A 22,359-nucleotide genomic window follows, 5' to 3' on the forward strand; every position below is an offset into this window, starting at 1 on the left:
GAGTATCGATATGAAGCTTTACCAGAGCGACCGTGCCCCCAACCCGCGCCGCGTACGCGTTTTCATGGCCGAAAAAGGCATCGATTTCAACGACATCGAGATCATCAATCTCGATCTCATGGCCGCGGAAAACCTGACCGACGAATACAAGCGCAAGAACCCGCTGGGCGGCGTGCCGACGCTCGAGCTCGACAACGGCACCTGTATCGCCGAGTCGATGGCGATCAGCCGTTATTTCGAGGAGATTTATCCCGAACCGCCGTTGATGGGCACCAGCGCCGAAGACAAGGCGATCGTGGAAATGTGGAATCGGCGCATGGAACTGGCCTTCCTGTTCCCGGTGGCCATGGCATTTCGCAATATCAGCGGTGCCTTCTCGGACCGCGAGAAATGCTCGCGCGAGTTCGGCGAGATCAGCCTCGAACGGGCCGGCAAGATGTTCGGCTTTCTCAACGAGCATCTGGCCAACAACGAATACATCGCCGGCGATTCCTATTCGGTGGCCGATATCACCGCCCTGTGCACCGTCGACTTCGCGCGCGTGGTCAAGCTGCGCATCGGCGAGGACCATACCCACCTCAAGCGCTGGCACGATGCGGTGTCGGCGCGCGAGAGTGCAAAAGCCTGAAACGGGTTGGCCACGTTCTTGTCGGCTTACGCTTCGCTAAGCCGACCTACAAAAAGAGCGACCTTGAGCAAGCGCCAGCGAGCTTGTCTGTATTCGGGCCCCTTGGGCGCAGCGCCGAGCAGCGCAGCCGGCAAGCGGCCTTGTTAATTGCCTAGGGACGGCCGGATGTTTGAGCGCAGCGAGTTTCCGGCCGTCCCGCTTGCCGGCTGCGATGGGAGGGAACCGATGCGCAGCATCGGCGCAAGACAGGGTGTCCTTTGCTTTGGTTACTTTCATTTGGACAAGCAAATGAAAGTCACTCGCGCAGCAGCGCGAAACCCCGGGCTCAAAGTTGCCCCAGCATTGGTTCTGAACCCGGGAGCCCGAGCTATCAGACTTTCGGCACTCCCGAGTTTGTCCAACCTCAGGTTTCGCACTGCTGTGTCCTTGTCGGCTTAATGCCGATGAAACGCACTTGCACGACAGAGCAAAACCCCAGATCTAATTCATCGCTTCCATTAGCTCAGAACGCGAGAAAGCGCGAGCACGGAGTTAATCGGCACGGCCCGGCATTGGCGAGGCCGCAGCCACAGCGCTAGCATGCGCGAATCAGGCCCGAATCGAGACGCCGACGAATGGATGACGCCGCTACCACCGCTGCCGCGCAGGCGCTGTGCGAAACCGTGCGCTGGTTTGCGTCGCGCGGCTATTGCCCGGCCACCGGCGGCAATTTCTCGCGCCGGCTGGATAGCGAGCGCGTACTGATTACGGCCTCGGGCGTGGACAAGACCGCGCTCACGCCCGCCGATCTACTGCCCATGACGACTCATGGGGAACTGCTTGCCGAGGGCAAACCGTCGGCCGAAACCGGACTGCATCTGGCACTGTACCGGCGCGATCCGGCGATCGGCGCAGTCCTGCATGTGCATTCGGTCGCCAATACGCTGCTTTCGCGTATCGACAAGCCGAAGCGGCTGGTCTTCGAAGGCTACGAAATGCAAAAGAGCATCACCGGCAACCCCACCCACGATGCGCGCATCGAACTGCCCGTGCTCGACAACAGCCAGGATATGGACACGCTCGCCGCCGCGCTGGAAGCACGCTTCGACGAAGCCGCGCCCGCGTTCGGTTTTCTGGTACGTGGCCACGGTATCTATGCCTGGGGCGCCGACCTTGTGACAGCACGGCGTCATCTGGAAGGCTGGGAATTTCTGCTGGCCTGCGAACTGCAGCGCCGGCAACTGGAGAACATGCAATGAGCGAATTCATGGGCGATCACGATCGCCTGCGCCTGGAAGAACCCACGCCGGACGTGCGTGCCGTGATTACCGATATCGAAGGTACGACCTCCGATATCGCCTTCGTGCACGAGGTGCTGTTCCCCTACGCACGCGAGTATTTGCCGCCGTTCGTACGCGCCCATGCCCAGGAGCCCACGGTCGCGGCCCTGATCGAAGACGTGCGCACCGAAGCCGAGGAACCGGACGCCGACCTCGATCGCGTGATCACCATTCTCGAAAAATGGATGGACGAGGACCGCAAGGCCACCCCGCTCAAGACCTTGCAGGGCTTGGTCTGGGAAAAAGGCTACACGGACGGCGATTTCACCGGCCATGTCTACGACGACGCGGTGGCCACGCTGCAGGCCTGGGCCGATGACCGGCGCGCGCTGTATGTCTATTCCTCCGGTTCCGTCGCGGCCCAGAAGCTGCTGTTCACCTACAGCGATCACGGCGATCTGAGCGATCTGTTTTCGGGCTATTTCGATACCCGTATCGGTGGCAAGAAAAAGATGCGCAGCTACAAGACGATCGCGGCCGAACTCGGCGAGCTGCCGGCCTCTTTGCTGTTTCTGTCCGATGTGGGTGAAGAGCTGGATGCCGCGGCCAACGCCGGCCTGCAGACCTGCTGGGTTGCCCGCGATGAAAACACCCAGGAAAAAGCTAGAATGAGCGAAAGACACCCGGTGGTGACCTCGTTCGAGGATATCGAACTCGTCTGAGACCGGGCCGCGTGCCGCGATGGGCCGGCGCGCCAGTGCACACAGGAGCCAAGCATGAGCCGACTGACCGTCTACAACGAAAACGATACCGACAACCCGTTGCTCGATACCGACGACGCTGAACGCATCGCCGCCGAAATGGACAAGGTCGGCGTATTGTTCGAGCGCTGGCCCGCCGAGCACGCGCTGCCGGCCGACGCGACAGCCGAACAGATTGGCGAGGCCTATGCCAGCGATATCGAGCGGTTGCAGGCCCAGTTCGGCTATGCGACCTGGGACGTCATCGGCCTGCACCCCGAGCATCCGCAGAAAGATGCCATGCGGGCCAAGTTTCTCGACGAACACACGCACAGCGAAGACGAAGTCCGGTTCTTCGTCGATGGCGCCGGCCTGTTCACATTGCATATCGGCGATCGCGTCTATGCCACGCTCTGCGAAGCCGATGATCTGATCAGCGTACCCGCCGGCACGCCGCATTGGTTCGACATGGGCGACAAACCGCATTTCAAGGTGATTCGTCTGTTCAACAACCAGGAAGGCTGGGTGGCCAATTTCACCGGCACCGATATCGCCAAGGATTTCCGTCCCGCGGGCGAGCAGATGCTGGGCCAGGGCTGAACGCACGCATACACGGTTCGCGTTTTGAATATCGGCGAATTCGCGGCGCGCACGGGCGTGTCGGCCGATACGCTGCGCTACTACGAAAAAGTGGGCGTACTGCGCCGGATTACACGCGATGCCAGCGGGCATCGCGTGTTCGACGACCGCGATCTGGACTGGATTGGTTTTGTGCTGCGCCTCAAGGCCACGGCCATGCCGCTAGCCGATATCCGCCGCTATGCCCAGCTTCGCGCCGAGGGCGCGGCCACCTTCGCCGAGCGCCGTCGCATGCTGGAACGCCATGCCCGGCATCTGCAAGACAAACTCGCGCGCGATCGCGACCATCTTGCCGGTATTCGCGCCAAGATCGCGTATTACGCGCAACACGATCCGACCTGAGCAAACGCTTGACTTGGAGTGTACTCCAAGCCGTAGGTTGCTAGCTCTCGTTTTTCTTCAGGAGCAGCGCATGGCAACCACACGTTACGAATCCGGTCTGGCGAAACTCAAGGAAATCGATGGGGCGGCAGGCGAAGCCGTCATCGACAATCTGCGTGAGATCGCGCCCGATCTGGCGCGTTACACCATCGAATTTCCGTTTGGCGATATCTATCAACGTCCGGGCCTGGATCTGCAAAGCCGCGAAATAGCCACGGTCGCCGCGCTGACCGCGCTTGGCCACTGCGCGCCCCAGCTCAAGGTCCATATTCATGGCGCGCTGAATGTGGGCGTGGCCCCCGAGCAGGTCGTGGAAGTCATTATTCAGATGGCGGTCTATGCCGGCTTTCCGGCTGCGCTCAACGGTATGACGGCGGCCCGAGACGTCTTCACCGAGCGCGGGCTTATCGAAACCGATGGCCCGGCTAGCCGTTGATCACCGCCGCGCCGCCGAACTGGAATACGCCGGCCTCGACTTCGAGCCGATCGAATACACCGCTATCCAGTATCCAGTGATCGATCAACGCCGCGGGCGTGACATCGAAGGCCGGGTTGGCCACCGCCGCATCGGCCGGCGCCCAGGCCAATTCGCCTGCGGCGCCGGTCACGCCGCGCACTTCGGCAGCGGCGCGTTGTTCGATAGGAATATCGGCGCCGCGGGCACAGCCGGCATCCACGCTCGTACGCGGTGCGACCACGCCAAAGGGGATGTCGTGATACTGCGCGAGCACGGCCAGCGAATAGGTGCCGATCTTGTTGGCAAAATCGCCATTGGCGGCGATGCGATCCGCGCCGACCAGCACCCGGTCGACTTCGCCGGCGGCCATGAAGCTGGCGGCCATGCTGTCGGTGATCAGTCGGTAATCGATGCCCAACGTGGCCAGCTCCCAGGCCGTGAGCCGGCCGCCCTGCAATAACGGACGGGTTTCATCCACCCACACGGAAATATTCTTGTCCTGTTCGTGGGCACGGCGGATCACGCCGAGCGCGGTTCCGATGCCGGCCGTGGCCAGACCACCGGTGTTGCAGTGGGTGAGAATCCGTTCGCCGGACGAAATCAGCGCCGCGCCGTGTTCCGCCATGGCATCGCAGAGCGCGCGATCGTCGTCGAACAACGCTTCGGCCGTTTCGACCACCGCCGTGCGCCAGTCGTCGTCTTCGAGCGCGCGGGCCAGGGCATCCATCGCATGCATGAGATTTACCGCCGTCGGGCGCGCCGCGCGCAGCCGGGCGATCGCCTCACCCACCGCGGCGTGATCGTCGCCGGCTTCGACGCGTACCGCCACGAGCAAGGCAGCGGCAATCGCGATCATCGGCGCACCGCGGGTTTGCAGGGCATGGATCGCCGCGATGAGCGTATTCACATCGTCCACCGCGAACCAATCCTGGCGATGCGGCAGACGTGACTGATCCAGCAGACTCAGCCGCCCGTCGCGTACGCACAGGGCAAGACACTCACGATCTTTCATACGACAAACGATTCCTGTGGCGCGGGCGCGTCGAACACCGGCCGCATGAAGCTGCGTTCATAGCGACGGATGCAACGCGTACGCTCGGCATAGGCGAAGGCGGCCTGGCACTCGGCATCATTCGCCGCGCGTTCGCGATAGCGTTCGTAAGCGGCGAGGTTGTCGAAGCTGAACAGGGCCACCGCAATATCACTGGCGCCTTCATGCGGCAGAAAATAGCCGTGATGCGTCCCGCCGAAGCGCTCGACCAGGGGGATCCACAAACGCGCATAGTGTTCGAATTCGCCGATCTTGGTCGGGTCGATCTCGTAGCGCAGATAGCAGGTGATCATGACAATCCTCCTGTTATTGAACGCGCGAACACGTCGAATACACGCCTGGACGCCCCCGGTCAGTGTTGCGCGAGACGCGCCAGCAATTCGTCGGTCTTGTCGCGCATGAGCTGGATATCGCCGCGCGCTTCCACGTTCAAGCGCACCACGGGTTCGGTATTGGATTTGCGCAGGTTGAAGCGCCAGTCGCCGAAGTCCATCGATAGCCCGTCGACATGTTCCACGGCCTTGGCGGTCGCCCCGTAATGCGCTTCCAGATCGGCCAGGGCGGCATCGGGATCGCCGATCTCACGGTTGATTTCGCCCGAGGCCGGGAACGCCGCGATGCGTTCTTCGACCAGGGTCGATAGCGGTTTGCCGGTTTCCGAAATCAGCTGCGCGAGCAGCAGCCAGGGCAGATGGCCGTTGTCGGCATAGGAAAAGTCGCGGAAATAATGATGCGCGCTCATCTCGCCGCCATAGATCGCATCGACCTCGCGCATGGTCTGTTTCATGAACGAATGTCCGGATTTGGACTGCACCGGCCGGCCGCCGTTTTCCTCGACCTGGGCGAGCGTGTTCCAGGTCAAACGCGGGTCGTGCACGATGGCCTCGCCCGGGTTCATCTTGAGCAGCGTTTGGGCGATCAGGCCGACGATGTAATAGCCCTCGATGAACTCGCCGCGCTCGTCGAAGAAGAAGCAGCGATCGAAATCGCCGTCCCAGGCCACGCCGAAGTCGGCGTTGTTCTCACGTACGGCAGCGGCGGTGGCGTCCCGGTTTTCGGGTAGCAGCGGGTTGGGAATGCCGTTGGGCAGCTGGCCATCGGGTTCGAAATGCACGCGCACGATATCGAACGGCAGATGCCCTTCCAGGGCCGCCGCGACCAGCCCGGCGCAGCCGTTGCCGGGATTGGCCACGATCTTGAGCGGTTTCATCTGCTCGGGTTTGATCTGGTCGAGCAGAAAACGCACATAATCGTCGCGCTGGTCCAGCGGCTTGCGCTCGCCGCACCGCGCGGGCTCGGGGAAGTCGTTGTCATAGGCCATCTTTTCGATATCGAACAGGCCGGTATCGCTGGAAATGGGCTTGGCCTGCTCGCGCACGAACTTCAAGCCATTGTAATCCTTTGGGTTATGGCTGGCGGTGACCATGATCCCGCCATCCGCATTCTGCGAAAACGTGCCGTAATAGACTTCCTCGGTACCGCACAGGCCGATATCCAGCACGTCGGCCCCGGCGGTGGTCAGCCCGTCGATAAGGGCGTCGGCGAGTTCTTCGCTGGACAGCCGCATATCGCGGCCGACCACGACCGTGCCCGCGCCCAGTTCGGCCACGAAGGCCCGGCCGATACGCCGCGCCAGATCGGCGTCGAGTTCGTCCGGCACCTTCGCACGTACGTCGTAGGCCTTGAAGAACGGATAATACTGGCCCATCGGGTTACTCCTTGGTTGAATCCGGACTTGCGCCGGCGGCGCCCGCCATCGGCTGCGGGTTGTCGGTGGCGGGTTCGTTGTCGCTGCGGCCGTAGACATCGTCCAGGCGCACGATATCGTCTTCGCCGAGATAGCTGCCGGACTGCACTTCGATCAGATCGAGATCGACCTTGCCCGGGTTTTCCAGCCGGTGCACCGCCCCCAGCGGAATGAAGGTGGATTCGTTTTCGGTGAGCAGGCTTTCACGCCCGTCGCAGGTGACCTTGGCGGTGCCATGGACCACCACCCAGTGTTCTGCCCGGTGGTGATGCTTTTGCAGCGACAGCCGGCCGCCGGGGGTCACACGAATATGCTTGACCTGGAAACGCTCACCCACGGCGATCTGTTCGTAGCTGCCCCAGGGCCGATAGGCCTTGCGATAGGCTTTCGCCTCGTCGCGGCCGTTTTCCACCAGTCGCGCGACCAGCTGGCGAATCTGCTGTTCGCTGTCACGATGCGCTACGAGCACGGCATCGGCGGTTTCGATGACGATGGTATCGCGCAAACCAATGGTGGTGACCAGTCGATCCTCGCTACGCACGATACAGCCCTGACTGTCCTCGAGCACGACATCGCCCTGTACGCTGTTGCCCCGGGCATCCGCGCCCTGGGCCTCGGCCACGGCCGACCAGCTGCCCAGATCGGTCCAGCCGGCATCCAGCTCGACCATCACCGCATCATCCGCGCCTTCCATGACGGCATAGTCGATGGATTTCGACGGGCTTTGTTCAAAGGCGGTTTCGTCCAGACGCAGGAAATCGATATCGATATGCGCGCCGGCATGCGCAGCACGCGCCGCGGCATGAATCGCCGGCGCCTGGCGCTTGAGTGAGGCCAGGTAGTCGCGCGCCCGAAACAGGAACATGCCGCTGTTCCAGTAGTAGTCCGGGTCGGCCAGATAAACGGCCGCGCGCGCCTTGTCCGGTTTTTCCACGAAGCTGCGTACCCGCCGGACGCCATCGGCAACGTTCGCACCGGCCTGGATATAGCCAAAGCCCGGCTCGGCGCGCGCCGGACGCACGCCGAACAGGGTCAGCCCGCCATCGGCAGCGCGTGCCCGTGCGCGCGCGATCGCCTGCTCGAAGGCCGATTCGTCGGCCACTGCATGGTCGGTGGGCAGCACCAGCAGTTCGGCATCCTCGCCGTGGCGTGCCAGGGCTTCGAAAGCCGCGGCAGCGACCGCAGGCGCGGTATCACGGCGCGCGGGCTCGATCACCACCTGCCCGGCCATCGTCGATGTACGCAGCTGTTCGGCCATGACGAAGCGATGTTCGGCATTGCCAATCAACAGCGCCGGCGCCACATCGGCCAGGCGCGACACACGCGCAAGCGTTTGTTCCAGTAAGCTGGACTGACCGTTAAGTGCGAGGAACTGCTTGGGCCGGCTTTCTCGCGACAACGGCCACAAGCGTGTGCCGACGCCGCCTGCGAGCAAGACCGGTACCAGCATCAGGTTTCTCCAAGTGCGCCGTAATAGGAATGAGATACTGCGATATCGTCTATCGTATCGCGGCTTTTATAACAAAAATGATGCCTTATCCGCGCCCGATGCGAGGGCAGGCTCGGCGTCTAGTATAATTTCTTGTAGTCGGGACCACGACCGGGCGATTCAACACGCAACGGCGTGCGCTCTCACGCTTACTCGCAGGACAGGACGATGCACCCGTGACACGACGCATAGCGACAAAGCCGTTCGCCGCCCTGCTGGGCGCGCTGCTTTTCGTGTCGTCGGTGGCCTCGGCGGTGACCCTCGACGAACTGCAGCACGAAATCGATACCGGCAAGTTCGATGCCGCCGCGCGTCTGTCCCAGACCTATCTGGAGGCCCACCCGGGCAATCGCGATGCGCGTTTCTTTCATGCGCGCGCGCTGGCTGGCCAGGGTCATGTCGACGAATCGATCGCCGAGTACGAAAAACTCGCCGCGGACTACCCGTTGCGCGTGGAGCCGGCGAATAACCTGGCCGTGCTCTACGCCGATCAGGGCGAATACGACAAGGCACGCAAATGGCTGGAAAAGGCGCTGGCGACCCAGCCGGCCTATGCGACCGCACACCGCAATCTGGGCGATGTGTATACCGCGCTCGCGGAACTGGCCTATCGCAAGGCGCTCGGTAGCGAGGACAACGACAGCAAACTACCGTTGACCATGCTCGATCGTCTATATTATGCACAGGAGTCGGTCGCGCCGGGGAACGCGCCGACGCCGGCGCCGGCGAAACGACCCGCCACGCCGGATTCGAACAACAATACGATCAGCGACCAGGCCAGTCGCAGCATTGTCCAGACCGTTCGTGCCTGGGCACTGGCGTGGTCCGCGCAGGATTTCGATGCGTACACCGATTTCTATGCCGATGGCTACGACCCGGGGGATGGCATGAGCCGTGCCGAATGGCTGGATTTGCGTAAGGCCCGCCTGGCCAAGCCCGAAGATATCCATATCCGGATCGAGGATCCCTCGATCACGCGGCTGGCCAATGGCGCCGTGCAGGTCGATTTCACCCAGGAATACGAGTCGCCGCGTTATAGCGACCGGGTCGACAAACAGCTGATTCTCACCCGTACGCCAGCCGGCTGGCGCATTTTGCGCGAAACCACCGGTACGAACTAGTTTCCATGGGTATGCGCCACGCCATTCAGTGCTTTTTGCTGGTCGCCTGCTGGGCGATGGGCGCGATGGCGTTCGCGGCCGGCACGGAAACCCAGGCGCCGGGGGCCGGCAAGGTCCATTCCAGCGCCGAGGCACAGCTGCTGGCCGTGCTCAATCTCGCCCAGAAGGGCGATTACGACAGCGCGATCAATGACCTCACCGACCTGATCGAGGCGCGCCCGAATTTCCGTCTCGCCCAGCTGGTCTACGGCGAACTCATGGTCGCGCGCACCGGCCGCAGCATCGACCCGGCCATCAGCGAAAAAATGCGCGATCAGCGCGATGCCCTGCTCGACGAGGCCAAAAGCCGCTGGGCACACCGCGTGTCGGCCGCCACCGACGGCAAGGTGCCGGATGTCATCCTGCAGCTGGGCCCGGAATACGAAAACGCGGTGGTGGTCGATCTGTCCAACAATCGCCTGTATCTTTTCGAAAACGAACAGGGCGTACCGCGGCTGGTGTCGGATTTCTATACCACCATCGGCCGGGGCGGCGCGGGCAAGCAGGTGGAGGGCGATATGCGTACGCCCATCGGCATCTATCACATCACCCGCTATATCGACGACAACCAGCTGCCCGAACTCTACGGCGTGGGCGCCCTGCCGGTGAACTATCCCAACGCGCTGGATCGGCTACGCGGGCGCACCGGCTATGGTATCTGGTTGCATGGCGTGCCCCGCACCACCTATTCGCGTACGCCGCGTGCCAGCGAAGGCTGCGTGGTCATCGCCAACGACGATTTCCAGTCGATTCGCGAGCACGTGAGCATCGGCAAGACGCCGGTGATCATGACCAGCGGCCTTAACTGGGTGTCGGCGGCCGAGATCGAGGCACAACGCAGCGCCATGCTCGCCGCGATCGAATCCTGGCGCCACAGCTGGCAGGCGATCGATACGAAATCCTATCTGGCCTATTACGCGCCCAGCTTCGTCAGCGACAAAGGGCTCGACAAGCAGGATTTCGCGATCGAAAAGAAGCGTATCAACGCGACCAAGACCAAGATCGAAGTCGATTTGAGCAATATCAGCATCATGCGCTATCCCGGCGAGAACAACATGATGAAGGTGATGTTCAACCAGGACTACACCAGTAATAACTACCACGCCGAAGATCGCAAGGTGCAGTACTGGCAACAGAACGACGACGGCGAGTGGCAGATCGTGCTGGAGACCGAACAGGACTGATCGCGCCTTTTCAGGCCTGCGCCCAACGCGCTCGCAGCGCCCCCTGCAGGCACCCCTCGGCGCGCAGCGCGCCCATCCAAGATAAGTCAGGCGCGCCTGTCGGTGCGCCGGCCGCAGCGCATCAACACCGGGGCGCACGCATGGCTTGCGCGGCCCATGCGTGCAGCACGGCCGTCTCGGACGCTGGCGCGAAGCCGGCGCCTGACCTATAACGCGTGGCCAGTGACTGCGTCCGTGCTTGGAAACCGGTTCGAACCGGCGTGCGGAGTATCTGTCTAAGCAAGATCTGTATAGCCTGTCAGGGTCGCGCTGGCGTGCTCTTTGCGCGCGATCGACAGACAGTGAGCGCATAGCGTGCCCAAGCCAATAACAGGTTGCACGGTAGCGAACACGGATGCCGATTAGGCGCGTGCAAAGCCCCGGCCGCTCAGCGGTTCGGCCTCACTGGAGGCTGCGGCTACGTTGCCGAACTTGACCTGCCAATGCGCCAGGCGCTGCGACCGGACGCTTTGGCGCAACGCATTCGAGCACTCGAACACGGCCCACGACAGGTTATGCAGCGTTTTCCTAAGGTTTGCGAGCGCGCTGTTGGGCGATGAGGTAGTCGGCCACCTCGAGCATCCGATCGTTGCTGCCAGCGGTACGGCCGGTGACATAGTAACGCCCGGCCACGGTGATACTCGGCGTCGCGGTCACCGGATACGCCTGCATGGCCTGGGCGGCTTCACGCAGCTTCGCGGTGATCTCGTCGCTTTCATAGATCTCGCTGAAGCGATCGCCGTCCACGCCTTGGGCCACCATGAAGTCGCGCATGGCCGACTCGCTGAGCAGGCGTCGGCCCTGTTCATGAATGGCCGCGAAGATCTTGTCGTGCACCTTGGCGAGCACACCCAGGGCTTCGGCCGTGTAGTAGAGCCGCGCATAGGGTTCGCCGCCGGCGCTGAACAATACCGGCACGCGTGAGAACACGACATCATCGCCCAGCGTCTCGCGCCAGGCGTTGAGATCGGGCTCCATGTGATAGCAGTGCGGGCAGCTGTAGAGGAAGAACTCGGTGACGTGAATCTTGCCGTCATCGGGTTGTTCGAGGGGCTGGCGCGCATCGAGATAATGCTCGCCTTCGACATAGCGCGAAATCATCAGTCCCTGCGCCTGGACCAATCCGGCCATCAGCAGCAGCAACAGACCCGTTGCGATGCGCCATGTCTTCATACGTTGCCTCGCCCTCGTTCGCGTGCAGCCCGCTCGCTACTACTGCGCCTCGGTGGTCTGCTGGTCTGCCCCGGCATCCATCTGATCATCGTCTTCGCCGTTCTCGGCGGCGTCGTTATCCGGGCTGCTGTCCTGGCCGGCCGCAGCGTCGGCTTCCTGCTTCGCGGCGGCATCGGCCGCCTGCGACTGCTGGGCGTTTTCCTCAGCATCTTCCGGCGCCGGCTGGCCTTCGCCATCGCTCGCGCCGTTCTGATCGCCTGCGCCTGCCGCGGCGCCGCCCGGTCCACCCGCATGCTGCATCAAGGCGCCGTAGTCCTCGCCATTGGTTTCGCCGGTGGCCGGACGCAGACCGGCCACATAGGATGCCAGGGCCTGAATATCGGCATCGGTGAGATTTTCGGCCACGCCGTTCATGATGGTGGCGTTGCGATAGCCCGAACGATCGCCGCTACGATAGGCCTTGAGCTGGGTGGCGATATATTGCGGCGACTGGCCCGACAGGCGCGGGAACTTGGCCGCGGCATTGCCCAGACCACTCGGCCCGTGGCAGCCGGAACACGCCGGTACGCCCTTGTCCGCGTTGCCACCGTGATAGAGCACCGCGCCCGCGGGGGCGACCGACACATCCGCCGCGCCGGGACGCGTTTGCTGGGCGGCGAAATAGACCGCCAGATTTTTCATGTCTTCGTCGCTCAGACCGGCGGCCTGGCCGGCCATGATCGCGTTCTGGCGCTCGCCCGACTTGAACAGCTTGAGCTGCTCGTAGATATAGGGCGCGCCCTGGCCGGCGAGCTTGGGAAACTGCTCGGACTGCATATTGCCCTGCGGGCCATGGCAGGCCGCGCACTGGGCCGATCGCGTCTTGCCGGCCTCGACGTCACCGTCCACCAATGGCTCGGCAGCGACGGCCCCGGCACAAATCATCAAGCCGAACAACACAAAAAAGCGCTTGGTCATGTCGTAGTCGTCTCCGACGCAAAACGGCAGCACAATGACGCTATCCGATGCCTACCGGATTTTGGCTGCCCACTGGATATAGCCTTTATTGTATACCACCCGCCAGCTGCGCCACAGTCTTGCACACGCGAGAGCCTGTTGCCCTGCGCCTGTGTCCCCGACGGTTCGTTGACCATGACAAGCATCACCCCTGCCGATTTCAAAGCCATGCGCTTTGTGTGCTCCGCGCCCAATGCGCGCGCCTTTCCCGAGCCGGACGGCGCGGAGATCGCGTTTGCCGGGCGCTCCAATGCCGGCAAGTCAAGCGCACTCAATGCCTTATGCGAGCGTACCGGACTGGCACGCACGAGCAAGACACCGGGTCGCACGCAGGCGATCAATTTCTTCAGCAGCGATCGGCTGCGCTTTGCCGACCTGCCCGGCTACGGCTTCGCCCGCGTGCCGCCGGCGGTCAAGGCCGCCTGGCAGTCGCTCATCGAAGGCTATCTGGCCACGCGCGCGCCACTGGCCGGGATCGTGCTGATCATGGATTCACGCCGGCCGCTGCTGGATTTCGACCGCCAGCTCATCGATTGGGGCATGCAGCAGGGGCTGGGTTTTCATCTGCTGCTGACCAAGGCCGACAAACTTTCACGCAATCAGCAGGTCAATACCTTACGACGCGTCGAGCGCGAGATGCCCGAGGCAAGCGCGCAGTTGTTCTCGGCGACCAAGCGCCAGGGCATCGACGAGGCACGCGCTGCGATCGCGGCGTTTGCCGACGGCGTGAACGAACAAGTGGTGGAATAGATGTAAATGAGAATTATTCTCATGTATGATCGAGCGACGTCCTTATCCACAGTGCATTGAAGAGCGCTTCATGTCCGGTTGATAAGGGCGTAGGCAAGCCTGTGCTCGCCGCGGCCATGGGTCGTGAAGTCTTCTAGAATAAAGACGGCCAAGCGCCGACCTTGATTCCTGAAGGCGTGGAAAGCAGCCGAGCAGCAGCTGTCTTATGCCTGGTTAACAAGGAGGGCCGACACATGGGATATGACATACGGGCCTGGCTCGATCGCCAGGGCCGCCCCCAGCTAGAGATCATCGACATCGATTCCGGCGACGTGCAGCTATCCTGGGATTGCGGCGGCGAACGCTCTCCCGCGATCAAGTCGCTGTTTCATGAGCTCATCCTGTTGAGCGTGCGCGAAGACCTCAACCGCCGCATGTCCGCGCATCCAAACTGACCGATCGTGATCGCCTGCACTACGCGGTCATCGACCGCTCATCGGAAAACCGGCCGTTTTAATCGACGCGCCGGTTTTTCTATGGCATAAAGTCTGCACGACAACGAATTGATTGCTCAGGGAATAAAAAAGCCCCGGCAGCAGGGGGAATACCGCCGGGGCGCCCGATCCGGCCTTGGGGGGAAACCGGATCGAAGTTACCGCTCAGGGAGAAAAGCGGGCAAGCATTGCGCTTGCATAAGGTCAGACCGGCATCGAATCGGTTTGTTCCAGAAATTTCGAAAAAAATTTTCGCGGACTTTTTTACGGTCGGTTCTGGGGAGAACGGACCAGGAAAACGCGCGGAATCGAGGCAAAAAAAAACCCCGATGGCTGGGGGAAAGCCGATCGGGGCAAGAGACCGGTTCTTGGGGGAAAACCGGATTCGGTTACCGCTCAGGGAGAAAAGCGGTCAAGCATCGCGCTTGTAACAGGTCAGACCAACGGCGGTGGCGCCAGGTTCCCGAACCGGGCAATTATTTTTTACGTTCCGCCAAACGCCTGTTTTAATGGCTATTATTGATACGGTACGGATGCGTCCGAAGCTGGGTCGAGCACAAAGAAAAAACCCCGACGGCGCGGGGGAACGCCGTCGGGGCAAGCAGTCCGGTTCTTGGGGGGAAAACCGGACTTCGGTTACCGCTCAGGGAGAAAAGCGGTCGAGCGTCGTAACGCTCATGGTAGGTCAGACCGGGCGTTGCGCGCCGAGTTCCCGTTATTCGAAAAAAATTTTCTCCCGGCCGGGTATCAATGTGCCTGTTGCCAATTCGCCGCGATGCCGGCTTCTGCGAGCAACGGCACATCGAGTTCGGCCACCGCGCCCATGCGCTGGCTGATGGCCTTGCCCAATCGCTCGGCCTCGTCGGTGGGCACTTCGAAGACCAGTTCGTCGTGTACCTGCATGATCATGCGCGCCGGCTCGCCGGTATCGCGCAGCCAGGCATCGACATCGATCATGGCTTTCTTGATCAGATCGGCCGCCGTGCCTTGTAGCGGCGCATTGATGGCGGCGCGCTCGGCACCTTGCCGACGCGCGCCATTGCGCGAATTGATTTCCGGTAGATACAGCCGGCGTCCGTACAACGTTTCCACGTAGCCATCGGCCTTGGCGAGCTTGCGTGTTTCGTCCATGTAGCGGCGAACCCCGGCAAACCGTTCGAAAAAGCGATCGATATAGGCACCGGCTTCTTCGCGCGAGGTTTCCAGCTGCTTGGCCAGCCCGAAGGCCGACATGCCGTACATCAGCCCGAAGTTGATCGCCTTGGCCGCGCGCCGCTGATTGGTGGTCACGTCGGCCAACGGCGTATCGAAGACTTCCGAGGCCGTGGCCGCATGAATATCGCGCGCTTCGTTAAAGGCATCGAGCAGGCCGCGATCGCCGGACAGATGCGCCATGATGCGCAGCTCGATCTGCGAATAGTCCACCGCGAGAATCTGCTGGCCTTGCGGCGCGATGAACGCTTCGCGAATACGCCGGCCGGACTCGGTGCGGATCGGAATATTCTGCAGGTTGGGATCGGAAGACGACAGGCGGCCGGTCGCGGCCACTGCCTGGTGATAGGAGGTATGGATGCGACCGGTCTGCGGGTTGATCTGGGTGGGCAGCTTTTCGGCATAAGTCGAACGCAGCTTGGAGAGTTCGCGCCAGGACACGATCAACGCCGGCAGCTCGTGCTGATCGGCCAATTCGCGCAGCACGTCTTCGGCCGTCGACGGCGCACCCTTGGGTGTTTTGCGAATGACCGGCAGGGCCAGCCGATCGAAGAGAATATCCTTGAGCTGGGCCGGGGAGCCGAGATTGAACTCGCCGCCCGCGGCCTCGAATGCCTGGGTCTGGATCTCGGCCATGCGCTCGGCCATTTGCTGGCTCACCCGCCCGAGCAGGTCGCGATCAACCAGCACGCCGTTGGCCTCGACCCGTGCGAGCACCGGCATGAGCGGCATTTCGATATCTTCGTACAGGGCTTTCAGGCGCGGGCTTTCGGCCAGTTCGCCATACAGCCGATGATGCAGCTGCAGGGTGATATCGGCATCTTCGGCCGCATAGGGCGTCGCCTGTTCCAGCGATACCTGATTGAAGGTGATCTGCTTGGCCCCCTTGCCGGCCACCTCTTCGAATTTCGTAGTACTGCGTTCGAGGTACTTCTGGGCCAGCGAATCCATATCGTGGCGGGTGGCGGTGCTGTTGAGCACATAGGATTCGAGCATGGTGTCGTGATCGGCCCCGCGCACATCGATACCGTGGCGGCGCAGCACATTGATGTCGTATTTGATGTGCTGACCGAGCTTGGCGATGGCCGGGTTTTCCAGCACGCCGCGCACGCGCTCGATGACGGTTTTCATCGGTAGCTGTTTCGGCGCGCCCATATAGTCGTGGCCCACCGGTACATACCAGGCCTCGCCCGGCGCGACCGCGAACGACAGCCCCACCAGATTGGATTGCATCGCCGACAGGGCATCGGTTTCGGTGTCCACGCAGATCAGTTCCGCGGCCTCGAGTTTGGCCATCATCGCCTCGAGCGCACCTTCGTCGAGTACTTCGTGATACTGCGTATGTTGCGGTGCAGCCGGCACATCGGCATGCGTATCTTCGGCCGGCGCATCCAGCTCGTCGAGAAACTTGTGGAATTCGTAGCCGCGGTACAGATCGGACAGCGCCTGGATGTCGGCTTCGCGACGCGTAAGCGCTTCGCCGACCGCGCCCAGTTCGAGATCACAACGGATCGTGGCCAGATCCTTGTACAGCGGCAGATCGTCGAGCGCGGCACGCAGATTGTCCGCCACCTTGCCGCCGATTTCGTCGGCATGGGCGATCACCCCGTCGAGGCCGTCGTATTGCAACAGCCATTTCGCGGCCGTCTTGGGCCCGACCTTGGCCACGCCCGGAATATTGTCGGAACTATCCCCCACCAGGGCCAGATAATCGGTGATCAGCTCAGGGCCGACGCCGAATTTCTCGTGCACACGGGCCACGTCGGTACGCTTGTCCTGCATGGTATCGAGCAGGTTCACACGCTCGTTGACCAGCTGCGCCATATCCTTGTCGCCGGTCACGATCAACACCTCGCCGGCATCACGCGTGGCGAGTGTGCCAATCACATCGTCGGCTTCGACGCCGTCGACCTGCAACAGCGGCAGGCCGAGTGCGACGACCACATCACGAATCCCCGCAAACTGGGCGGATAATTCTTCGGGCACGGGCGGGCGGTTGGCCTTGTAGTCGGCAAACAGCTCGTTGCGAAAGGTCGGCCCGCGCGGATCGAAGACCACCACGATGCGATCGGCGTCGTACTCGCGCAGGAACTTGCGCAACATGTTGGTCATGCCATAGATGGCACCGGTGGGCTCGCCGGCCGCATTGGTCAGCGGTGGCAGCACGTGATACGCGCGATACAACCAGGACGACCCGTCAATGAGAATCAACGGCCCGCGCGGCGTGGCGGGGTCTTTCGTGGCAGAAGTGTTGGCAGAATCGGACATGGCATTAACCGGCAAACGAGCGGCCCCACGCATGAATCGCGTGGCGGCCACAAACAAGAATCGATCCGCAGATTAACGCAGATGGCAATGGATTAAGACCCATCCGGCTCGGTGTACCCAAAGCCGGCACTTGGAACATGATCACAACGCGCATCGCGCCGCGTTCTTCGAAGACGTAACCGCAGATCGGCGCAGATTCACGCAGATCAAAGGCGGGCAGCTCAGCTTATGCGTTACCCAAGCCACCCAACATTGTGTTCTTGTCTGCGTTGATCTGTGTCGATCTGCGGACAAATACGCGCTAACGCCGCCGCGGCCGTCTTCAGTGTCTTTTAACCTGCGTAATCCGTTTTCAAGGAACCAAGGCATTTGAAGTCGACGTATCGGTTTACGCCGGGCGCTGTGTTTATCGAAGAAGTATCCGCAGATCGACGCAGATTCACACAGATCAAAAGATCGGTCGCGCAGCGCAGGCACCACTGTAGCGCGGATAGCGCACCGATCAATCGTTTGCCCTTGTCTGCGCCGATCTGCCGATCAAGCAAGCGCTAATACCGCCACGCCCGTTTTCAGTGCCTTCGAATCTGCGTAATCGGCGTCATCTGCGGATAACCGATTTCAAGGAACACGCCGCCGAGCATTTGAAGTCGAGGTATCCATTCCGGACGGGTGCCACGTTCCTCGAAGAGTAGTCCGCAGATCAACGCAGATTCACGCAGATGAAAAGCGCACAGAGCCGTCAGTGCTCGGCCAGGCACGCAGACACCATGCACAGCCGGCGCCAGCCCCCCCCCCTGTTCAGATCTGCGTTGATCTGTGCCGATCTGCGGACAAAATACCCGCTCGTGCCACCACGTCGACGTATGCCTTTTCGGCGCCTTTTAATCTGCGCAATCGGCGTAATCTGCGGATAACCGCCTTTAACGGAGGCGAAGATACGCCTGAATATCAGGCAAACGGCAGGCGTTTTTCGCCGCGCATGAGGTCGGCGACGGTTTCGCGGGCACGGACTTCATGGGGCGTATCGCCGTCGACCATGATTTCGGCCACGCGCGGGCGGGCGTTGTAGCTCGATGCCATGGTAAAACCATAGGCACCGGCGCTGCGGACCGCCAGCAGATCGTCCGCGGCCAGGGCCAGTTCGCGGTCATGGCCGAGGAAGTCGCCGGTCTCGCAAATCGGCCCGACGATTTCCCAACGCTGGGCGGGCATATCGCGGCGCGGCTCGACGGCCACGATTTCGTGCCAGCCGCCATAGAGCGCCGGTCTGAGCAGATCGTTCATCGCCGCATCGACGATGGCAAAGTGCTTTTCGTCCGTGGCCTGGCCGGGCTTGAGCAGTTCCACCCGGGTGAGCAGCACGCCAGCGTTGCCGACCAGCACCCGGCCCGGCTCGAACACGAGTTTGAGATCGCGCCCTTCGACCAGATCGCGGATGTTTTCCGCGTACGCAGCCGGCGAGGGCGGGGTTTCGTCGTGATAGCGAATGCCCAGGCCACCGCCCACGTCCAGATGATCGATCATGATACCGCGCTCGGCCAGCCGGTCGATGAGCGCCAGTACGCGCGTTACGGCATCGCGAAACGGCGCCAGCTGAGTCAGCTGGGAACCGATATGACAATCCACGCCGCGAATGGTCAGGCCCGGCATTTTGGCGGCCTGTGCATACAGTGCCTCGGCGCGGGCGATATCGACGCCGAACTTGTTTTCTTTCAGGCCCGTGGCGATATAGGGGTGGGTCTGAGCATCCACATCCGGGTTCACGCGCAGCGAAATCGGTGCCGTAGTACCCAGGCGTTGCGCGATCGCATCGATACGCGCGAGCTCGACTTCGGATTCCACATTGAAGCAGGCAATGCCCACTTCCAGCGCGCGCTCGATTTCGTCCGTGCGCTTGCCCACACCGGAGAACACCACCTTGGCCGGGTCGCCGCCAGCGGTGATGACCCGTTCGAGCTCGCCGACCGAGACGATATCGAAACCGCTGCCCAGATCGGCCAGCAGGCCGAGCACGCCGATATTGCCGTTGGCTTTGACCGCAAAACAGATCTCGTGGTCGATACCGGCCAGCGCTTCGTCGAACACCCGGTAGTGGCGTGCGATCGTCGCCGCGCTATAGACATAGCAGGGGGTACCAAAGCGTGCAGCGATGTCGGACAGCGCTACGCCTTCGGCGTGCAGGACGCCGTTGCGGTATTCGAAATGATCCATCTAATCGGCGGTATTGTCGGTGGCTTCAGACGTCTGGTCAGACGCGCCCTCGTCGTCGGTCGCGGTGTCGTCGTCCATACCGAAGGGCCCGTCGGTCTGCGACTCGGGCGCATCGCCCGGCAGATACAACGGCCCGGTCTGGCCGCAACCCGCCAGCGCGAGCGTTACGAATAGCCCCACCAATGCAGTCGAAAGCGCCTTCATCATCCGCTCGCCACCGTGAATTGAGCGCCTAGTCTAGGGCCTGTTGACGTTTCATACGAGCCCGGCCAACGCTACCAGCCTTTCGTACGACACCGCCGCCACGCCCCCGTGACCGGGGGAATAGACCCTGCGCTTTACTAGTTCGACGCGCCCATATGCTCGGCCAAAAACCGCAGATGATCTTCGATGAAGCTGGCGATGAAGAAATAGCTGTGGTCGTAGCCTTCGCGGCGATGCACCGTGACATCGGCGCCCACCTCGTCTGCGGCCTGCTCGATACGATGCGGGTGCAGCTGTTCTTCGAGGAAATTGTCGGCCAGGCCCTGCTCGATACGAATCGGCGGCAGCGCTTCGGGGTTGTCGGCATTGGCCAGCAGGTAGGTGGCATCGTAGGCATGCCAGTCCTGCTTGTCGTCGCCGATATATTTCGAAAACGCCTTGTGGCCCCAGGGCACCTCACTGGGCGCACAGATCGGCGAGAACGCCGAGATGGCAGCGAATCGGTCGATATTGCGCAAACCGATCACCAAGGCGCCGTGGCCGCCCATGGAATGGCCGCAGATTGCCTCGCGCGACAGGTCCAGTGTGGTGCCGAACTCGTCGGCAAGCAGACCGGGCAACTCGCTGACCACGTAGTCGTACATCTGATAGTGCCGTGCCCAGGGCTGCTCGGTGGCATTCACATAGAAGCCGGCGCCCTTGCCCATGTCGTAGCTGTCCTCGTCGGGCACATCCTCGCCACGGGGGCTGGTGTCGGGTGCCACGATGGCAATGCCCAGCTCTGCGGCCACGCGCTGGGCGCCGGCCTTGGTGACGAAGTTTTCATCGGTACAGGTCAGCCCCGACAGCCAGTAGACCACCGGCACGCGACGGGTATCGGCCAGCGGCGGCAGATACAGCGCAAAGGTCATATCGCAATTGCAGACCTTCGAGGCGTGGGTATAGCGACGTTGTACGCCGCCGAACGATCGGTGTTCGTCAATCTTTTCCATCATGGGCTCCGCGCAAATCGAGACAGTCGTTCCAGTGTGCACGACATCGCCGTGATGTCATGTGCGACACCACGGCGACGCCGTTTCATGCACCGAATCTAGAAGTGCAGCACCGAACGAATGGCCTTGCCTTCATGCAACAGGTCGAATGCTTCGTTGATCTTCTCGAACGGCAGATCGTGGGTGACGAAGTCGTCGATATTGATCTCGCCGTTCATGTAGCGGTTGACGTAATCCGGCAGCTGGGTGCGGCCCTTGACGCCACCGAAGGCGGACCCGCGCCACACACGGCCGGTCACCAGCTGGAACGGACGGGTAGAAATCTCTTCGCCCGCGCCGGCGACGCCAATGATGGTGGATTCGCCCCAGCCCTTGTGGGCACATTCCAGCGCTGCGCGCATGATGTTGACGTTACCGATGCACTCGAAGGAATAATCCACGCCGCCATCGGTGAGTTCGATGATCACCTGCTGGATCGGATCGTCATAGTCCTTCGGGTTCACGCACTCGGTCGCGCCCAGCTGCTTGGCGAAATCGAACTTCGACGGGTTGATATCGATGGCGATGATACGGCTGGCATTGGCCATGCGCGCGCCCTGAATCACCGACAGGCCGATCGCACCAAGACCGAATACGGCCACGGTCGACCCTTCTTCCACCTTGGCGGTATTGAATACCGCACCGATACCAGTGGTCACGCCACAGCCGAGCAGACAGACCTTGTCCAGCGGCGCTTCCTTGTTGACCTTGGCCAGCGACACTTCCGGCACGACCGTATATTCGGAGAACGTCGACGTCCCCATATAGTGATAGAGCTCGGTGCCGTCCTTGGAAAACCGGGTGGTGCCATCCGGCATCAGGCCCTGGCCCTGGGTTTCGCGGACCGCGCCACAGAGATTGGTCTTGCCGGATTTACAGAACTTGCACTCGCCGCATTCGGCGGTATACAGCGGGATCACGTGATCGCCCGGCGATACGCTGGTCACGCCTTCGCCGACTTCCTCGACCACACCCCCGCCTTCATGGCCGAGAATGCGCGGAAAGAACCCTTCCGGGTCGGCGCCCGAGAGGGTGAATGCGTCGGTATGGCAGACCCCGGTCGCCACGATCCGCACCAGTACTTCGCCGGCTTTCGGCGGCGCGACTTCAATTTCCTCGAGTGTCAGCGGCTTGCCTGCTTCCCAGGCCACGGCGGCACGACTTTTCATGGCATCTCCTCGCTATGAGATGAATCCGTCGGACTCATCCTTGTATAAAACACAGATCTGGGAGTCTAGCGCATTGCTCCTGCGCGTACGCAAGCGAA

At 62.0% G+C, this 22,359-nt stretch carries 20 protein-coding genes and 1 pseudogene; 10 read left to right on the forward strand and 11 right to left on the reverse strand.

The genetic code is table 11. The features are described 5' to 3' along the window. The first annotated feature begins 10 nt into the window (after nt 1-10). The 6 genes from T5B8_RS15615 to T5B8_RS15640 all read left to right on the forward strand — a co-directional run bounded on the left by T5B8_RS15615 (nt 11) and on the right by T5B8_RS15640 (nt 4,083). The gene (locus tag T5B8_RS15615) at nt 11-628 is read left to right on the forward strand and encodes a glutathione S-transferase family protein (RefSeq protein WP_353180220.1); all 618 of its coding nucleotides are present in this window, start codon (nt 11-13) and stop codon (nt 626-628) included. A gap of 614 nt (nt 629-1,242) precedes the next feature. Then, the gene (locus T5B8_RS15620) at nt 1,243-1,866 is read left to right on the forward strand and encodes a methylthioribulose 1-phosphate dehydratase (RefSeq protein ID WP_353180222.1); all 624 of its coding nucleotides are present in this window, start codon (nt 1,243-1,245) and stop codon (nt 1,864-1,866) included. Further along, entirely contained in the window at nt 1,863-2,609 is a 747-nt protein-coding gene (mtnC, locus tag T5B8_RS15625; RefSeq protein WP_353180223.1) for an acireductone synthase, read from the forward strand. The genes T5B8_RS15620 and mtnC overlap by 4 nt, the downstream gene beginning before the upstream one ends. A 54-nt stretch (nt 2,610-2,663) precedes the next feature. Beyond that, nucleotides 2,664-3,227, forward strand: coding sequence for a 1,2-dihydroxy-3-keto-5-methylthiopentene dioxygenase (locus T5B8_RS15630; RefSeq protein ID WP_353180225.1), 564 nt, complete (start codon nt 2,664-2,666; stop codon nt 3,225-3,227). Nucleotides 3,228-3,251: 24 nt separating this feature from the next. Continuing rightward, on the forward strand, nt 3,252-3,608 hold the full coding sequence (locus T5B8_RS15635) for a MerR family transcriptional regulator (protein ID WP_353180227.1): 357 nt from the start codon (nt 3,252-3,254) through the stop codon (nt 3,606-3,608). A gap of 70 nt (nt 3,609-3,678) precedes the next feature. Further along, the gene (locus tag T5B8_RS15640; RefSeq protein WP_353180228.1) at nt 3,679-4,083 is read left to right on the forward strand and encodes a carboxymuconolactone decarboxylase family protein; all 405 of its coding nucleotides are present in this window, start codon (nt 3,679-3,681) and stop codon (nt 4,081-4,083) included. Here the strand turns inward: T5B8_RS15640 and mtnA are convergent. The 4 genes from mtnA to T5B8_RS15660 are packed head-to-tail and all read right to left on the reverse strand — an operon-like array spanning nt 4,073 to nt 8,352. Beyond that, nucleotides 4,073-5,116 (reverse strand): S-methyl-5-thioribose-1-phosphate isomerase, encoded by a 1,044-nt coding sequence (gene mtnA / locus T5B8_RS15645; protein WP_353180230.1) that lies wholly within the window; start codon nt 5,114-5,116, stop codon nt 4,073-4,075. The two genes, T5B8_RS15640 and mtnA, sit on opposite strands and share 11 nt — an antisense overlap. Further along, on the reverse strand, nt 5,113-5,448 hold the full coding sequence (locus tag T5B8_RS15650; RefSeq protein ID WP_353180232.1) for an NIPSNAP family protein: 336 nt from the start codon (nt 5,446-5,448) through the stop codon (nt 5,113-5,115). Before T5B8_RS15650 ends, mtnA begins: the two co-directional genes overlap by 4 nt. A 59-nt stretch (nt 5,449-5,507) precedes the next feature. Continuing rightward, the gene (locus T5B8_RS15655; RefSeq protein WP_353180234.1) at nt 5,508-6,863 is read right to left on the reverse strand and encodes a phosphohexomutase domain-containing protein; all 1,356 of its coding nucleotides are present in this window, start codon (nt 6,861-6,863) and stop codon (nt 5,508-5,510) included. A 4-nt stretch (nt 6,864-6,867) separates the two neighbouring features. Continuing rightward, nucleotides 6,868-8,352 (reverse strand): mannose-1-phosphate guanylyltransferase/mannose-6-phosphate isomerase, encoded by a 1,485-nt coding sequence (locus T5B8_RS15660; protein WP_353180236.1) that lies wholly within the window; start codon nt 8,350-8,352, stop codon nt 6,868-6,870. Nucleotides 8,353-8,567: 215 nt separating this feature from the next. Between T5B8_RS15660 and T5B8_RS15665 the strand changes: the two genes are divergently transcribed. After that, on the forward strand, nt 8,568-9,512 hold the full coding sequence (locus T5B8_RS15665) for a L,D-transpeptidase Cds6 family protein (RefSeq protein ID WP_353180237.1): 945 nt from the start codon (nt 8,568-8,570) through the stop codon (nt 9,510-9,512). Between the two features lie 5 nt (nt 9,513-9,517). Next, the gene (locus tag T5B8_RS15670) at nt 9,518-10,735 is read left to right on the forward strand and encodes a L,D-transpeptidase family protein (RefSeq protein WP_353180239.1); all 1,218 of its coding nucleotides are present in this window, start codon (nt 9,518-9,520) and stop codon (nt 10,733-10,735) included. A gap of 567 nt (nt 10,736-11,302) precedes the next feature. On the opposite strand, the gene T5B8_RS15675 is transcribed toward T5B8_RS15670, so the two are convergent. Both T5B8_RS15675 and T5B8_RS15680 read right to left on the reverse strand, forming a co-directional pair. After that, on the reverse strand, nt 11,303-11,947 hold the full coding sequence (locus T5B8_RS15675; RefSeq protein WP_353180241.1) for a thiol:disulfide interchange protein DsbA/DsbL: 645 nt from the start codon (nt 11,945-11,947) through the stop codon (nt 11,303-11,305). 39 nt (nt 11,948-11,986) lie between these two features. After that, nucleotides 11,987-12,904, reverse strand: a complete 918-nt coding sequence (locus tag T5B8_RS15680; protein ID WP_353180243.1) for a c-type cytochrome — start codon at nt 12,902-12,904, stop codon at nt 11,987-11,989. A gap of 174 nt (nt 12,905-13,078) precedes the next feature. On the opposite strand from T5B8_RS15680, the gene yihA reads away from it, so the two are divergent. Next, the gene (yihA, locus tag T5B8_RS15685) at nt 13,079-13,693 is read left to right on the forward strand and encodes a ribosome biogenesis GTP-binding protein YihA/YsxC (protein WP_353180245.1); all 615 of its coding nucleotides are present in this window, start codon (nt 13,079-13,081) and stop codon (nt 13,691-13,693) included. Between the two features lie 233 nt (nt 13,694-13,926). After that, nucleotides 13,927-14,127, forward strand: coding sequence for a hypothetical protein (locus tag T5B8_RS15690; protein ID WP_353180246.1), 201 nt, complete (start codon nt 13,927-13,929; stop codon nt 14,125-14,127). A gap of 786 nt (nt 14,128-14,913) precedes the next feature. Here T5B8_RS15690 and polA read toward each other — a convergent pair. From polA to T5B8_RS15715, 5 genes and pseudogenes are all read right to left on the reverse strand, one after another. Then, nucleotides 14,914-17,646, reverse strand: coding sequence for a DNA polymerase I (polA, locus tag T5B8_RS15695; protein ID WP_353180248.1), 2,733 nt, complete (start codon nt 17,644-17,646; stop codon nt 14,914-14,916). A 948-nt stretch (nt 17,647-18,594) separates the two neighbouring features. Beyond that, on the reverse strand, nt 18,595-19,857 hold the full coding sequence (gene lysA, locus T5B8_RS15700; RefSeq protein WP_353180250.1) for a diaminopimelate decarboxylase: 1,263 nt from the start codon (nt 19,855-19,857) through the stop codon (nt 18,595-18,597). Between the two features lie 96 nt (nt 19,858-19,953). Continuing rightward, a pseudogene (gene lptM / locus T5B8_RS15705) lies at nt 19,954-20,061 on the reverse strand (LPS translocon maturation chaperone LptM); the annotation flags it as partial. A 137-nt stretch (nt 20,062-20,198) separates the two neighbouring features. Next, a complete protein-coding gene (gene fghA, locus T5B8_RS15710; protein ID WP_353180311.1) occupies nt 20,199-21,053 on the reverse strand; it encodes an S-formylglutathione hydrolase in 855 nt (284 codons plus the stop codon). Nucleotides 21,054-21,151: 98 nt separating this feature from the next. After that, entirely contained in the window at nt 21,152-22,261 is a 1,110-nt protein-coding gene (locus T5B8_RS15715) for an S-(hydroxymethyl)glutathione dehydrogenase/class III alcohol dehydrogenase (RefSeq protein ID WP_353180252.1), read from the reverse strand. Between the last annotated feature and the right edge of the window lie 98 nt (nt 22,262-22,359).

Source organism: Salinisphaera sp. T5B8 (assembly GCF_040361255.1).
Lineage (GTDB): Bacteria > Pseudomonadota > Gammaproteobacteria > Nevskiales > Salinisphaeraceae > Salinisphaera.

Bases quoted from the DNA above. Each gene is read 5' to 3' on its own strand.
- T5B8_RS15615 (WP_353180220.1), top strand. From the start codon at position 11: ATGAAGCTTTACCAGAGCGACCGTGCCCCCAACCCGCGCCGCGTACGC.
- T5B8_RS15620 (WP_353180222.1), top strand. From the start codon at position 1,243: ATGGATGACGCCGCTACCACCGCTGCCGCGCAGGCGCTGTGCGAAACC.
- mtnC (WP_353180223.1), top strand. From the start codon at position 1,863: ATGAGCGAATTCATGGGCGATCACGATCGCCTGCGCCTGGAAGAACCC.
- T5B8_RS15630 (WP_353180225.1), top strand. From the start codon at position 2,664: ATGAGCCGACTGACCGTCTACAACGAAAACGATACCGACAACCCGTTG.
- T5B8_RS15640 (WP_353180228.1), top strand. From the start codon at position 3,679: ATGGCAACCACACGTTACGAATCCGGTCTGGCGAAACTCAAGGAAATC.
- mtnA (WP_353180230.1), bottom strand. From the start codon at position 5,116: ATGAAAGATCGTGAGTGTCTTGCCCTGTGCGTACGCGACGGGCGGCTG.
- T5B8_RS15650 (WP_353180232.1), bottom strand. From the start codon at position 5,448: ATGATCACCTGCTATCTGCGCTACGAGATCGACCCGACCAAGATCGGC.
- T5B8_RS15655 (WP_353180234.1), bottom strand. From the start codon at position 6,863: ATGGGCCAGTATTATCCGTTCTTCAAGGCCTACGACGTACGTGCGAAG.
- T5B8_RS15660 (WP_353180236.1), bottom strand. From the start codon at position 8,352: ATGCTGGTACCGGTCTTGCTCGCAGGCGGCGTCGGCACACGCTTGTGG.
- T5B8_RS15670 (WP_353180239.1), top strand. From the start codon at position 9,518: ATGGGTATGCGCCACGCCATTCAGTGCTTTTTGCTGGTCGCCTGCTGG.
- T5B8_RS15675 (WP_353180241.1), bottom strand. From the start codon at position 11,947: ATGAAGACATGGCGCATCGCAACGGGTCTGTTGCTGCTGCTGATGGCC.
- T5B8_RS15680 (WP_353180243.1), bottom strand. From the start codon at position 12,904: ATGACCAAGCGCTTTTTTGTGTTGTTCGGCTTGATGATTTGTGCCGGG.
- yihA (WP_353180245.1), top strand. From the start codon at position 13,079: ATGACAAGCATCACCCCTGCCGATTTCAAAGCCATGCGCTTTGTGTGC.
- T5B8_RS15690 (WP_353180246.1), top strand. From the start codon at position 13,927: ATGGGATATGACATACGGGCCTGGCTCGATCGCCAGGGCCGCCCCCAG.
- polA (WP_353180248.1), bottom strand. From the start codon at position 17,646: ATGTCCGATTCTGCCAACACTTCTGCCACGAAAGACCCCGCCACGCCG.
- lysA (WP_353180250.1), bottom strand. From the start codon at position 19,857: ATGGATCATTTCGAATACCGCAACGGCGTCCTGCACGCCGAAGGCGTA.
- fghA (WP_353180311.1), bottom strand. From the start codon at position 21,053: ATGGAAAAGATTGACGAACACCGATCGTTCGGCGGCGTACAACGTCGC.
- T5B8_RS15715 (WP_353180252.1), bottom strand. From the start codon at position 22,261: ATGAAAAGTCGTGCCGCCGTGGCCTGGGAAGCAGGCAAGCCGCTGACA.